This is a genomic window from Sulfoacidibacillus thermotolerans, from assembly GCF_003144315.1.
GTDB classification, from domain to species: Bacteria; Bacillota; Bacilli; order Alicyclobacillales; family SLC66; genus Sulfoacidibacillus; species Sulfoacidibacillus thermotolerans.
In genome coordinates this window covers 74,838-88,192 of record NZ_MPDK01000006.1, presented here as the reverse complement: position 1 = coordinate 88,192, position 13,355 = coordinate 74,838, and the positions used below count along the sequence as shown (strand labels likewise).

Sequence of the window (13,355 nt, the reverse complement as noted above, 5' to 3'; positions counted from 1 at the left end):
AAGGGGGAAAACGTGTGGATATTCTTAATCGGTTGGCCGCATTCCGAGCTAAAGAAGAGGAACTTGCGTGGGAAGGGACTTTTATCGATTATTTGGAATTAGTACGGAAACAACCAACCATTGCCGAATCTGCACATTCACGAATTTTTCGCATGATCGAAGCAGCAGGTATTCATGTGGATGACCATGGGCATAAAAGTTATCCATTTTTTTCAAATGAAATTTTTGGGCTCGATCTCGCTCTGGAGCGTTTAGTCGAGGAGTATTTTCATTCTGCAGCAAAGCGTCTGGATGTTCGCAAGCGGATTTTATTGCTCATGGGACCTGTCAGTGGGGGTAAGTCAACCATTGTGACCATGTTAAAACGGGGCCTTGAACGTTATTCGCGAACGCCTGACGGTGCACTGTATGGAATAAAAGGTTGTCCTATGCACGAGGAGCCATTGCATTTAGTCCCCATGGAACTGCGACCGGAGTTTGAAGCGGAATTTGGCGTTCGCATCGAAGGGAACTTATGCCCGAGTTGTCGCATGAAGGTGGATATAGATTATGGCGGGCGAATTGAAGATATTGTTGTCGAGCGCATTCTCTTATCAGAAGATGATCGGGTAGGGATTGGGACATTTAGCCCGTCTGATCCTAAATCTCAGGATATTGCCGATCTGACTGGCAGCATTGATTTTTCAACCATTTCGGAGTATGGCTCCGAGAGTGATCCGCGGGCTTATCGTTTTGATGGTGAGCTCAATAAGGCCAACCGTGGGTTAATGGAATTTCAAGAAATGTTAAAGTGTGACGAAAAGTTTCTCTGGCACCTTCTCTCCTTAACACAGGAAGGCAATTTTAAAGCGGGGAGATTCGCCCTGATTAGCGCCGACGAAATGGTCATTGCACATACAAATGAGACTGAGTATCGAGCATTTGTTTCCAATAAGCGCAATGAGGCGTTACAGTCGCGGATGATCGTCATGCCGATCCCGTACAATTTACGCGTCACCGATGAAGTGAAAATTTATGAAAAATTAGTGCAGCAAAGTGATCTGCGTGATGTGCATATCGCGCCTCATGCACTTATGACCGCATCAATCTTTTCTGTGCTCACGCGCTTAAAGGAATCGAAGAAACAGGGAATGGATCTCTTGAAAAAATTGTATCTTTATGATGGCCGCAGTGTGGAAGGATTTAAGGATAAAGATGTCGAGGAATTGCGAGCAGAAGCGCCGGATGAGGGGATGTCTGGAATTGATCCGCGTTATGTGATCAATCGAATTTCAAGTGCTTTGATTCGGCGCGATACAAGTTGTATCAATGCACTGGATGTCTTGCGTGCGATTAAAGATGGACTTGATCAGCATGCATCAATTAGTAAAGAGGATCGCGAAAGATTACTGAATTTTATTGCGATTGCTCGCAAAGAGTATGATGAAATGGCGAAAAAAGAGGTGCAAAAAGCGTTTGTCTATTCGTACGAAGAATCCGCAAAAACATTGCTGGACAACTATCTAGACAACGTCGAGGCGTATTGTAATTGGCAGCGAATCAAGGATCCGATCACCGGGGAGGAAATGGATCCCGATGAAAAATTGATGCGTTCGATAGAAGAGCAAATTGGCATTTCGGAAAATGCAAAACGCGCTTTTCGTGAGGAAATCTTAATTCGCATTTCAACGTACGCAAGGCGTGGAAAGCGGTTTGACTATCACTCACACGAACGCTTACGCGAAGCGATCGAGAAGAAGTTGTTTGCAGATCTTAAAGATGTTGTAAAAATAACAACCTCTACGAAGACGCCAGATTCCAATCAATTAAAGAAAATTAATGAAGTCAGTCGGCGTCTCATGGAGGAATACGGCTATTGTGCATCGTGTGCCAATGAATTACTGCAGTATACAGGCAGCTTACTAAATCGGTAGGAAGGTACTAGGCTGCTCAACGTTTTACAAGGTGCTTGTGAAGGGTGTGCGTCTACTGACACACGCCCTGCTCGCATCTTTCTGATCCATCTGTGCAACTATCCGAAGAGGTGAGAGACATGGGTGTATTTACACTGAGTCAAGATGACTGGTCCCTTCACCGCAAGGGCCAGCAGGATCAAGCGCGGCACAAGCAAAAGGTAAGAGAGGCGATCCGCAATCATCTTCCCGATCTCGTCAGTGAAGAGAGTATCATCATGACAGACGGCAAACAAATTGTTAAAGTGCCCATTCGCTCTTTGGATGAGTATCGGTTTCGTTTTAATTACAACAAGAGTCAGCAAGCAGGTCAAGGAGATGGCAATACGTCAGTCGGCGATGTAATAGCCCGCGACCCACAACCAGGGAATGCCAAAGGCCCTGGTCAAGGTGATGGAGCTGGCGATCAACCAGGTATTGATTATTATGAGGCGGAAGTGTCTGTCGATGAGATCCAAGATGTACTTTTTGCAGAGCTTGAACTCCCTTATTTAGTGCAAAAATCGCAAGATCAACTGGTTGCTGATGATGTGGAATTCCGCGATGTTCGCAAGAAGGGTTTACAAAGTAATATCGATAAAAAGCGAACGATTTTAGAGACTTTAAAGCGCAACGCGAGATCTGGTCATCCGGGTTTGCACCCGATTACGCCGGAAGATTTGCGCTACAAAACGTGGGACGATGTGCAAGTTCCACGTTCGCAAGCTGTCGTGATCGCAATGATGGACACCTCTGGTTCAATGGGAACGTTTGAAAAGTATATCGCACGCACTTTTTACTTCTGGATGGTGCGATTCTTGCGGACGAAATATGAACATGTTGCGATCGAATTCGTCGCTCACCACACAGAAGCAAAACTGGTTAGTGAGCAGGAATTTTTCACAAAAGGAGAAAGCGGCGGTACGATTTGCTCATCCGCGTACCAATTGGCTCTGGATCTGATTGATGAGCGGTACTCGCCGCAGTTGTACAACATTTATCCTGTTCACTTTTCTGATGGCGATAACTTATCTTCAGACAATGAACGATGCGTCAAACTCGTGACAGAGCTGATGGACGTATGCAATGTGTTTGGTTACGGTGAGATCAATCAATACAGTTCAGCACGTATTCCACGCGATGGGTCAACAAGAGGAGAGATCGCTTGCAAAAGAGCGGTAAGTTTGTCGTTACAATCGCAGTGTGATTATTAACTCAAAGTGATCAGGTGGTTTCCAATCTTGTTCGCGACGATACGTGATGTGTGCGATAAATAGCTTGAGCAACTGATTTTTCAACTCGCTTGAAGTATGTGTTTCATAGAGCACCCAGGGATCGTGCACGGTTGCCAAAGATGACTGCAAGGTGGCGGCAGTTTCTAGGGAATGTGCTTGTTCGCTTGTGGCTTCGCATAGTTCCTGTTCAAGTTTGGCTAAGCGATCCAAAAGCAGTGAGCGGCGTGTTTTAAATGTAGTGGAGTCGTACATGCCCTGTTCGACAAGTTCGTAGAGAGTGTTTAGTTGTTTTTGTATTTGCAAATGGGTGGCTTGTAGGGACTCAAACTTGCGTGTTTGTCCCGTTCGTTCGCTGAGTTGGCGAATCAATAAAGAGTGTTGTTCTTTGTCTGCAGAGAAGTGGATGCCTGATAACGTTGATTGTAAGGTATGAAGGATGCGTTGCTCGACTAATTCAAAATGCGTGCCTCGCGTTGAACATCCAGGAGTAGGGCAGAGCAGTCGATTATAAGGACGGTGATACGTTTTTTTGCGCATCATTGTGCGTCCACAGCGCGCACAGACGATCAGTCCAGCCAGTGGATTGGATAATGTTTTGCGCATAGGTACGCTCGGATGCCGTTTGCTCTTCTCTTTGTACAGCGCATAAGTGACTGGATCTACAAGAGGTTCATGCGCATCGTATTTCATTACTTTTGTGTGCTCAGCAGCAAGTTTTCGTGAATATCCATTTTTTCGTTGCGCGGTTTTTTGATATTGATAGTGACCCCAGCGAATGTGTCCTTGATATACAGGATTTTGCAAAATCGAATAGATCGTTGAGCGATCCCAATGATTCTGCCCGCTTGGCGAGGGGATGCCAAGTGTGGTCAAGTGAGTGCTAATTCGCTGTGCTCCTTCCCCTTTTGCAGCGAGTGCAAAAATCATTTGCACGATTGGGGCTGTCGCGGGATCTGGCTGTAGGTGAAGTGTGCGATCACGCAGATAGCCATAAGGTGGTTTGCGACTCACACTTTTCCCTTCCAATGCGCTTTGCCGGCGTCCTCGTTGCATTCTACGGGTGATTAATTTTAACTCTCGGCGCGCCATGAAAGCTTCAAATTCACTCCATTCTTCATCCATTTCATCTTGTAAATCATATACTTTGCGCGGTGTAATAATCAGAGTTTGCGAGTGCTTAAAGAGGTCTTGAATCATCCCCTGATCTACCATGTTTCCACGGCCTAAGCGATCGATATCCATGCATAAGACAGCTTGGTAGCGACCGTCTGCCACTGCATGCAGCAGGCGTTGCATCTCTGGTCGGTCGATAATGCGCTCGCCTGAAACAATTTCCTCATAAACATCGAGAATAGAGTAGTTATATTTGGCAGCAAATGCATAGAGGGTACGGCGGTGTTTTGAAAGTGTTTCGCCCTCTCCGCGGTTTTCTGCTTCTAGATCTGCTCGCGATTTGCGCAAGTATAGAGCGACTGCATGTAAGTTTGACGGGTAATTGGCCATCATTCTTTCCTCCCATGATCACTTTACGCACAAATTCACAAAATTATTTCTGAGGTCGGTGAAGCGCAACAGATTCATATAGTAGAGATGTGGAGGCGTGAGCGATGAGCAAAGAACAAACCATTCAGATTGGCAACAGTCTCATTTCGATACATGGTTCAGATCTGTTGCGACACTCTGCAGAAGTGCAGTTTCAATGGTTTTTGCGGCAAGTGGAAGAGCAAAGTGATTGGGCGCGGGCGTTTATGGATGTGGTCGTGCGCATGGTTCAGACCCCAAGCGAAGGAAATGAGCAAAAAAAAACTAAGTGATTGAAGGGAGTTTCATGGTATTGTCATAAAATAAAAACATTGCGAGGAGGGGGCTTATGGAATCCCGTTTTGAGGCTCGAGAAGTTTCGCCAGGTTTGTTTACCGCTGCGTATGTAGGATTTGCCTTTTCTGTGGGTGCAGCATGGTTTGTATTGGCCCCGATGGTTCCACAACTCATCCGCCAACTGCACACATCACTCGGTTCTGTGCTGCTGTTTTTATCGCTTTATGGGTTTGCAATGATTGTATTTAGTCTCCCTGCAGCTTGGTGGGCGCGTAAAGATGGGATCGCCCCTGTGTTGCGCACGGCAATTGTTCTTTCTTTTATCGGGCTTTTTGGGCGCATATTTGCTTTTTCATACGACTGGTTCTTCGTGGCGCAAGCAATTGCAGCCGTTGCTTATCCCCTGCTCATTTCACCAATTGGCGCGGTTATTTTACAGGTTCAGATCAAGCACATAAAAACAGTTACTGGGTTGGCAATCGGAATGCTTTTTTTAGGGATGGCGGCAGGTTCTTACGTGGGGCCAACCCTTTTACAAAACTTCGGATTTACAGGTGCGCTTGCGATTGTTAGTGCAGTGAATCTCGTGGCAGGGGTCTTTTTATTTATCGCACTCAATCACTTACCGCACAAAGAGCAGCGGCAGGTGGATGAGCAGCGTATCGTCTTTGGTTCACCGCGCTGGTGGTGGGTGGGATTTGCGATTGCTTCAACGAGTGTGATGTTTGGCGGGATCGCAGTAAGTGTCTTGTTACACTTACACATTCCGGATGCGGTAAAACTAGGAGGAACGTTAACTGCGCTCACTTTTATCGGTTCTGGGATTGGTGCGATTGGATTCCCGCTATTGGCGGATTTTTTCGGGCATTCAGGCATATGGCAAAGTGTGCTGATGGGACTAACAACGTTATTTAGTCTGTTTGTCGTACTGGAGTTTACAGGGGGATTTGTTGTGAGTGTCAGCACTCTACAGTGGATCTTTTTGTTGCTTGGTTTTTTTGGGAATGGTTGCTATGCGCTTGCGCTTGGGGCTACTGCAGAAATGGCGCGCGAAATACATAAGGCAGGAGTACAAACGGCGGGATTTAGTATGGCTTCTAATGTGGGGGTTGCGCTTCTACCTCCATTGGTTGGTCCGCTGGTGATCACATTTCCGGCTGGGTTTGGAGTGATCACGCTCGCGATTTTAATTCTCGCAACAGGGAATGTCGTTCTTAATGCGCGACGGACATAATGGGTTGATCATCGAATCACACGGTTGCTACAAGTTTCATTGGGGAATTGTAGGATAGTCCCATGACAGTCTGATAGAGTTACGGTAAAATGAGTGAATCAATTCATGAATGCAGACCAAGGGGGCTAAGAGTGTGAGTGTCCGGCGCGAAGAACGTCCGGTGAAGCGCCATGCACCAAGGCGAATTCAGGGCATGTTTCTCGCAACCGTGTTGGCAAGTGCTGCACTTTTGGTGCGTTTAGGATACATGCAGATCACAGAAAATCAGTTGTTTCAATCACAAGTTTCTGTGCAAAACTACGACACGATTCCGATTCCTGGCCCGCGTGGTTGGATCTATGACAGTGAAGGTAACGTATTAGCAGCAGATAAGGCAGATTTTAACATTGTTTTTATTCGCTATCCGAACGATCTTGCCTCTGCTTCTCTGATTGCGAAAAGATTATCACCTGTATTGAATATAAAGGCTAGCACCTTACTTTATGACATGACAACGGCAAAGCCCGGTTTTGCAACCGTGACGCTCGTGCAAAATGCTACACCAGTTGAACTTGCTTATGTTGCAGAACATCGCAATTCCCTTCCGGGCATTACGATGATCACTACTCCTGTGCGTGTATATCCAGATGGCTATCTGGCAGCTCATGAGATCGGTTACATCGGGCCCATTCCTTCTCAGGATGTGGCGCAATATGAAAAACAAGGTTATAATCCGAGTTCTCTCGTTGGATTAGCTGGGCTTGAAGAGCAATATCAAAGTGTTCTGCGGGGAAAGGCAGGGGCTGAGAAAATTCCGGTTGATCCAGCGGGTGTGCCCTTGTCGGGAGGAACGATTCGCTTGCCCGCAAAGGCTGGAGACAATCTTGTGTTGAATCTCGATGGACAGCTTGAGCAAGTGGCAGAGCAGGCGCTGATACACAGAATCCAATTTTTGCGTTCCATCGGAGAAACGAATGTCGATTCGGGTACGATTGTCGTGATGAACGTGCATACAGGTGCTGTCCTAGCGATGGCAAGTTATCCTTCGTATAAGCCAGAATGGTGGATTGGTGGAATTTCACCACAACACTACCAAGACTTTCTGCAAAATGACGCAGGATTAAATCGAGCAGTGTCAGGCCTATATATGCCGGGTTCGACAGAAAAACCGCTCACCGCGTTTGCTGCACTGATGAATCATGAAATGTCCCCTACGTTAAAAGTCGACGATACAGGTGGGCTACAAATTGGAACCTATTATATGCGCAACTGGAATCAGGCAGGATTCGGTGTCATCGGGTTGCGCGAGGCACTTGAAGTTTCGGACGACACGTATTTTTATCAAGTGGGTCTTGACATGGGGCACTTTAATGTAAATAACCCTCCGCAAAATATTGAAGGCTGGTTGACTGGGCCGCGGGTTGCGGCGTTAAAGCAAATTGACGCGATGGGCAAAGAGTTTGGCCTTACAAGCCCTACAGGCATCGACCTTCCGGATGAAGCGACAGGGTATGTCACAATCGCGAATCCACCGACGCTCTACGATCTTCCCGCTGCGGCGATTGGTCAAGAGGAAGCGTATTCGACGATTGGGCTCGCCACGTATGTAGCAGCGATTGCAAACGGGGGGTATCGTTATCAGCCTGAAGTCGTGCATGAGATTACCTCGCCGTCTGGGAAGGTGATTAAAGTCATTCAACCGCATGTAATTGATAAAGTGAATGTGAACCCGTATTATTTACAATTGATTAAACAAGGTATGGAACTTGCTACACATGGGACACTTGGCACTGCAACCTACTTTTTTGGCAATGATCCGATCAATGTGGCGGCAAAGACGGGGACAGCAGAGAGTGGAATACCGGGGCGCAACAACTCTGTGTTTATCGGATTTGCTCCTTATAACAATCCGCAAATTGCGGTTGCTGCTGTCATTCCGAATGTTACGGGAGAAGGTTTCCGCGCTGCAGCTCCGATGTCTAAGACCGTCATTGATGCTTATTTTGCTGAGCAGGCGCAACATGCAGCACAAACCGTGACGAAGCACCCCTAAAATTTTTTTTTAATTTGCGTCAAACCCTCGTTTTTCTCTTTACTAATAGATCCATATTTTAGGGTGATGGAATATGGATGAAGAAAGGATTTGGGGAGTCGAGTGTTCACTCGCTTTTATGATGCAGTCTCTTTTGTGTTTTCTAGCTATACACGATCGAAGCCTTACCGAAGTCAAGGGCTAGATCGGGATACACGTAATCCTGCACATACACGCCGCTTGCTTGATGCATTAGGGAGTCCGGATCGGCATCAGCGTAATATCAAAGTGACTGGAAGTAAGGGGAAAGGGTCTACTTCCCGGATGATTGCGCAAGTATTAGAACAGCATGGTTACCGGGTGGGGCTTTTTACAAGTCCCCACCTGATTGACTTTACAGAGCGCATTCGCGTCAACGGCCAAGCGATCTCGGAGAAGGATTTCATGCGTTTGTTAGCACAGGTTCAGGTGCCACTTGTCGAGTTGGAAAAGCGTATGGCACCACATGAATATTTTGGCCCTGTCGGGGTTACTGCCGCAGTTGCGATGTTGTATTTTGCACAAGAGCAGACAGATGTGAATGTGATTGAGCTTGGGCGGGGCGCTCGCTATGATGATGTGAATGCAGTACAAGGGGAATTTGCGGTGATAACTCCTGTATTGTTTGAACATCCAGAACAGCTCGGACCACATTTATCAGATATTGCTTACAATAAAGCAGGCATTGTGACTGCAGAATTGACAGGAGTTGTGGTGGGTCGGCAACAGTCAGTGGCTGCGCAGATTTTACGTGAGGAGAGTCGCAATCAAGGCGTTTTGATGCAAAGTTTAGATGATGATTTTTTTGTTCGTGACATTCGTGCGATGGAAATGGGAACGCATTTTACAGTACAGACAAGACGTCGGGAGTATAGTGCACTACATATGCGTGTGCTCGGACGGCATCAAGCGGATAATGCAGCTGTTGCAATGGCTACTGCCGAGTGGTTTGTCGGGGGGGCTTTAGATCCAGAAAAAGTGCGACAGGCACTGCAAGAAGTTCAAATTCCGGGTCGTTGTCAAGTGCTCTCTGGGCCGCCTCGCATTTTCATCGATGGGGCGATCAACCGTGAGAGCGCACAATATGTGCGTGAACTGCTCGAACTGATGCAGTATGCCCGCCTTCACCTCATCGTGGCAGTTCCAAAAGATAAGGATTATCGTGGTTTGCTTGAAGTGCTAGCGCCACTTTGTCAAGAATTGTGGCTTCCACAGTTGAAAAATCCGCACTTGTCATTTCCGCAAGATGCGAATGCGTTTGCTGCTCAGTTTGCTAGGGTACATGAGGCGGCAACGGTCGATGACGCAATTGCTCAGGCAATGGCGACGGTAGGGGATGACGGGCTAGTGGCGATTGTTGGGACCCAGTCACTCGTTGCGGAAGCGCTCGCGTACTTTGCGATCGATACGAGAAATCGATAAGCAGCAAAAACGAAATCCTTAAAATGGATATAGTACCTGTTATATGTTTTTATTAAAGTTCATTTATGATAGAGTGCTTTATGAGCATAGGACGATCTGCATGGCCTATAGTGGAGCTGTTGTGGCACAATTGTGAACACGATATCCATAAAAAGGCAGGTAAGATGATCTGTGCGGAAATTGCGCGTGCGTGGTTTACAAATAGGTTTTGTGGTGGCGGTTCTCGTGGTGCTCGCGCGGATCGGGTACGTGCAAACTGCAGATGCGTTTCTCGCTTCGCGCGCAACAGCTGAGTGGGATGCAGACGATGTGATTGAGCCGATTCGCGGAACGATTTATGATGCGACAGGTGGGATTTTAGCTTATAGCGCCCCTGCGTATACGGTCGATATCAATTTACAAGCCATTCGCAATCAGGATAAATTAGCTAAAGTGGCGAGTGGCTTGTCTAGTATTTTACATGTAAATCAAACGAGTTTAGCGGCAGATTTACAACGTCCACATGTGATCTGGTTACAACTCTATCCGTATTTAATTCACGTTTCGCTTTTTACGAAAGAGCGCGTAGTCCAGTTATTTCAACATTTGGGGCTTTCGAATGCCTATACAATTTACAAGGCGTATGTCCGCGTTTATCCAGACCAAACTTTGGCTTGTCACGTCATAGGATTTACTGATGAACACGGCCAAGGGGCGACGGGAATTGAACGTAGCTATAATCAGTATCTCGCTGGGAAACCCGGTTATCGCGAATTTATTCAAGATACCTCAGGGAATCCGATTCCGTTTTATCCAATTCAGACAAAACCCGTACAAAATGGCGATAATGTCTACCTCACGATAAATCCTGTCATTGAACGATATGCGGAAAAGGCCTTGGCGATCATTCAAAAACGTTTTACGCCAAAAAGGGCTGCAATTCTTGTTGCTGATCCGAACACGGGTGCGATTCTCGCGATGGCCACACTGCCAACCTTCAACCCAAATGAATACTGGAAGTATCCAGCGTCCACGCTCTATACCAATTGGGCGATTAGCGATCCATTTGAACCAGGGTCGACATTTAAACCGGAAGTATTGACGGGGGCGCTTGCCACGCACAGCATACGACTCAATCAAACGTATATGTCAGGTGTGGATGTTGTGGACGGTGTACCCATCCATGATTGGAATATTTACGGCTGGGGACGCCTTACCTATGAACAAGCTCTCATTTATTCGAGCAATGTGGGGTTGATTCATATTGGACAAGCAGAGGGAGTTAAAAATTTTTATCATTACTTAGATCTCTTTGGCTTTAATCACCGCACGGGGATTGATTTACCCGGAGAAGGACACTCGATTATATTTCCAGAAAAAAATATAAACCCTGTAGACTTTGCAACCATGACATTTGGGCAAGGACTCGCTGTGACTCCAATTCAACAAATTGCGGCGATTGGAGCCATTGCCAACGGCGGGGACCTACTTACTCCGTATGTAGTACAGAAAATTGTTTCTCCGTCGGGTGCGGTTATTTATGAACACCACGTGCATATTGTGCACAGGGTCGCACCGCGTTCGATTATGAAAAAAGTGACGAATGTGATGGTAAAAGTGGTGGATGATGACCCCCAAGGGAATGTTGGGATGATTCCTGGCTACAGGGTTGCAGGCAAAACAGGGACGGCGGAAATTCCTAAACCAGGCGGCGGATACTATAAAGATTTATATAACTTATCATTTATTGGATTCGCCCCAGCCGATCATCCTGCCGTTGAAATCTATGTCACGGTCAATGAACCTCATCATACAGCCCAGTGGGGGGATTGGGTCGCGACGCCGGCGGCCCGATATGTCTTGTTACGTACACTTCGCTATCTAGGGATTCCTCCCCATGTGACAGCGCAACTACATGGACAATCAGGGAACTTAGCGTCCCATCCTGCGATACAATATGTTTCTGTACCCTCGCTTATCGGTTCAGACACCGGGCGTTCTGCTCAGTTTTTACATCATATAGGATTAAAGGAACAAGTGATTGGGGGAAGTGGGACAATTATCGATCAGTGGCCACATGCTGGTGTACGTGTGCCGTTTGGAACAACTGTTGCTGTCGAAGTACAAAGGAAAGAGGTTGCACAGGTGCGTCTGCCGAATTTCCAAGGGATGTTAATGACGGAAGTGATGAAACTATGCTCCTCTCTGGGACTGCGGCTCATCCCCTCAGGAGTTGGCTTTGCGGTAAATCAAAGTCTTGCACCGGGGCGGTTTGTGCCGCTTGGGACAAGTGTGAAAGTGGATTTTGCAGCTGAGGTGAACTAATGTGGGGATAGAGTGTGTAGTTCAATCAATACAATCGTAGTTCCACGCTCATGAGCGCCTATCGGCATTTTCGTACACCCCGTTTTCGCAATGCTTTAATTCACGAAAAAAGTGAAGTTTATAAAGCTCTGCGAACGTTTTTTAGTACAGAGCCGGGGCGCGAAGGTGGTGAAACGGCATGAGTCCTGAGGAAGTGCGCGAACTTGAGCGGGCGATTGAGGAAATGACGGATATCGCCAGGCGTTTTGGGCTTGATTTTTACGACATGCGCTTTGAGATTGTTCCAGCGGATGTACTCTACACATTTGGTGCGTATCAAGGAATGCCCACACGGTTTTCACATTGGTCTTTCGGTAAAGCTTACCATAGAATGAAGCTCGATTACGATTTGGGTCTGAGTCGCATTTATGAACTTGTGATTAATTCCGACCCCTGCTATGCATTTTTGCTTGACAGTAACTCGTTAGTCCAAAATAAATTGGTGAGCGCACACGTATTGGCTCATTGTGATTTCTTTAAAAATAACGCACTCTTTGCCCATACTGCGCGCAATGTCGTCGATTCAATGGCAGCGAGTGCAGAACGCTTTCGCGCATATGAAATGGAATACGGCAAAGAGGCGGTGGAACAAATTCTTGATGCGGCGCTGGCGATTCAAGAGCATGTGGACGCTTCACGAACTACGCTGCGCCGCCAGCGTTTGCGCGATCAGAGACGCGAGCTAGCAGAAAAAAGAGAGTTCGCCGACCCATATGCAGATTTGTTTGCACTTGATGAGAGATTAAGTGGACAGGAAACAGGTGCACAGACAGTAAACAAATCGAGAAAAGAGGTGTTTGCGCAAGCAGACAAAGACCTCGTACTTTTTCTGATCACGCATAGTAAAATCTTAGAAGACTGGCAACGCGATATTTTGACGGTGATTCGAGAAGAAATGCTTTACTTCTGGCCACAGGTGGAAACGAAAATCATGAACGAAGGCTGGCCTTCGTATCGCAAAAGTGCTATAGGGGTTTTTGTCATGCATCCGGATCGTGCTCGCTCGAAATGGGAGCTGGGGTTGTAGAGAAAAAAGAGATATGGGCCATTTGTGCTAGGGATTCGCCAGCGGTGTCAGAAATCAGTGAACGCAGGGCCATTTCGCGCAGTGATTGGCTAAAGGTCAGCAACTCTTGTTGCAGGATGTCGTGCAGTGAGGGATTGGTGATTTGGTCAAGCGTAGTAAAGGATACTTGTTCTCCTTTATAAAATGTAGTAAAGCGTATGTTCAAACTCATAATCGTCCCTCCTCGAGTCTAGTCTATGAGCGATACAGAAGAGATCGACCTTCCATTTTGCAATTGATTCCTACTCGTGTTGAG

The 13,355-nt window shown here is 46.8% G+C and carries 9 protein-coding genes and 2 pseudogenes; 9 read left to right on the top strand and 2 right to left on the bottom strand.

Annotated elements, in window-relative coordinates; all coding sequences use genetic code 11:
- The first annotated feature begins 14 nt into the window (after positions 1–14).
- Together BM613_RS05375 and yhbH are read left to right on the top strand one after the other, a co-directional pair.
- Positions 15–1,913, top strand: coding sequence for a PrkA family serine protein kinase (locus BM613_RS05375; RefSeq protein ID WP_109430136.1), 1,899 nt, complete (start codon positions 15–17; stop codon positions 1,911–1,913).
- Positions 1,914–2,032: 119 nt separating this feature from the next.
- Positions 2,033–3,145: a sporulation protein YhbH gene (yhbH, locus tag BM613_RS05370; RefSeq protein WP_109430135.1), complete on the top strand. Its 1,113-nt coding sequence runs from the start codon at positions 2,033–2,035 to the stop codon at positions 3,143–3,145.
- Here the strand turns inward: yhbH and BM613_RS05365 are convergent.
- Positions 3,122–4,669, bottom strand: coding sequence for a recombinase family protein (locus BM613_RS05365; RefSeq protein ID WP_109430134.1), 1,548 nt, complete (start codon positions 4,667–4,669; stop codon positions 3,122–3,124). The genes yhbH and BM613_RS05365 overlap by 24 nt on opposite strands.
- A gap of 104 nt (positions 4,670–4,773) precedes the next feature.
- Here BM613_RS05365 and BM613_RS05360 point away from each other — a divergent pair, with 104 nt between their 5' ends.
- The 7 genes and pseudogenes from BM613_RS05360 to BM613_RS05330 form a co-directional block, all read left to right on the top strand.
- Positions 4,774–4,980 carry a hypothetical protein gene (locus BM613_RS05360; RefSeq protein WP_109430133.1) on the top strand — a complete coding sequence of 69 codons (207 nt, stop codon included), beginning with the start codon at positions 4,774–4,776 and terminating at the stop codon, positions 4,978–4,980.
- 56 nt (positions 4,981–5,036) lie between these two features.
- Positions 5,037–6,218: an MFS transporter gene (locus BM613_RS05355; RefSeq protein WP_109430132.1), complete on the top strand. Its 1,182-nt coding sequence runs from the start codon at positions 5,037–5,039 to the stop codon at positions 6,216–6,218.
- A gap of 133 nt (positions 6,219–6,351) precedes the next feature.
- Entirely contained in the window at positions 6,352–8,250 is a 1,899-nt protein-coding gene (locus BM613_RS05350; protein ID WP_181362905.1) for a penicillin-binding transpeptidase domain-containing protein, read from the top strand.
- Between the two features lie 90 nt (positions 8,251–8,340).
- Positions 8,341–9,690 carry a bifunctional folylpolyglutamate synthase/dihydrofolate synthase gene (locus tag BM613_RS05345; RefSeq protein ID WP_109430130.1) on the top strand — a complete coding sequence of 450 codons (1,350 nt, stop codon included), beginning with the start codon at positions 8,341–8,343 and terminating at the stop codon, positions 9,688–9,690.
- Positions 9,691–9,861: 171 nt separating this feature from the next.
- Positions 9,862–11,994, top strand: a complete 2,133-nt coding sequence (locus tag BM613_RS05340; RefSeq protein ID WP_109430129.1) for a PASTA domain-containing penicillin-binding protein — start codon at positions 9,862–9,864, stop codon at positions 11,992–11,994.
- A 23-nt stretch (positions 11,995–12,017) separates the two neighbouring features.
- Positions 12,018–12,176: pseudogene (locus BM613_RS15500) on the top strand (sporulation protein YhbH); the annotation flags it as partial.
- Positions 12,173–12,988, top strand: a pseudogene (locus BM613_RS05330) (SpoVR family protein); the annotation flags it as partial. The pseudogenes BM613_RS15500 and BM613_RS05330, both read left to right, overlap by 4 nt.
- 25 nt (positions 12,989–13,013) lie before the next feature.
- Here the strand turns inward: BM613_RS05330 and BM613_RS14865 are convergent.
- Positions 13,014–13,271: a hypothetical protein gene (locus BM613_RS14865; RefSeq protein WP_146192766.1), complete on the bottom strand. Its 258-nt coding sequence runs from the start codon at positions 13,269–13,271 to the stop codon at positions 13,014–13,016.
- Positions 13,272–13,355: the final 84 nt, after the last annotated feature.

What these genes read in the sequence shown, in the direction of transcription:
- yhbH (WP_109430135.1), top strand. Translation starts at nt 2,033, where the DNA reads ATGGGTGTATTTACACTGAGTCAAGATGACTGGTCCCTTCACCGCAAG.
- BM613_RS05365 (WP_109430134.1), bottom strand. Translation starts at nt 4,669, where the DNA reads ATGGCCAATTACCCGTCAAACTTACATGCAGTCGCTCTATACTTGCGC.
- BM613_RS05360 (WP_109430133.1), top strand. Translation starts at nt 4,774, where the DNA reads ATGAGCAAAGAACAAACCATTCAGATTGGCAACAGTCTCATTTCGATA.
- BM613_RS05355 (WP_109430132.1), top strand. Translation starts at nt 5,037, where the DNA reads ATGGAATCCCGTTTTGAGGCTCGAGAAGTTTCGCCAGGTTTGTTTACC.
- BM613_RS14865 (WP_146192766.1), bottom strand. Translation starts at nt 13,271, where the DNA reads ATGAGTTTGAACATACGCTTTACTACATTTTATAAAGGAGAACAAGTA.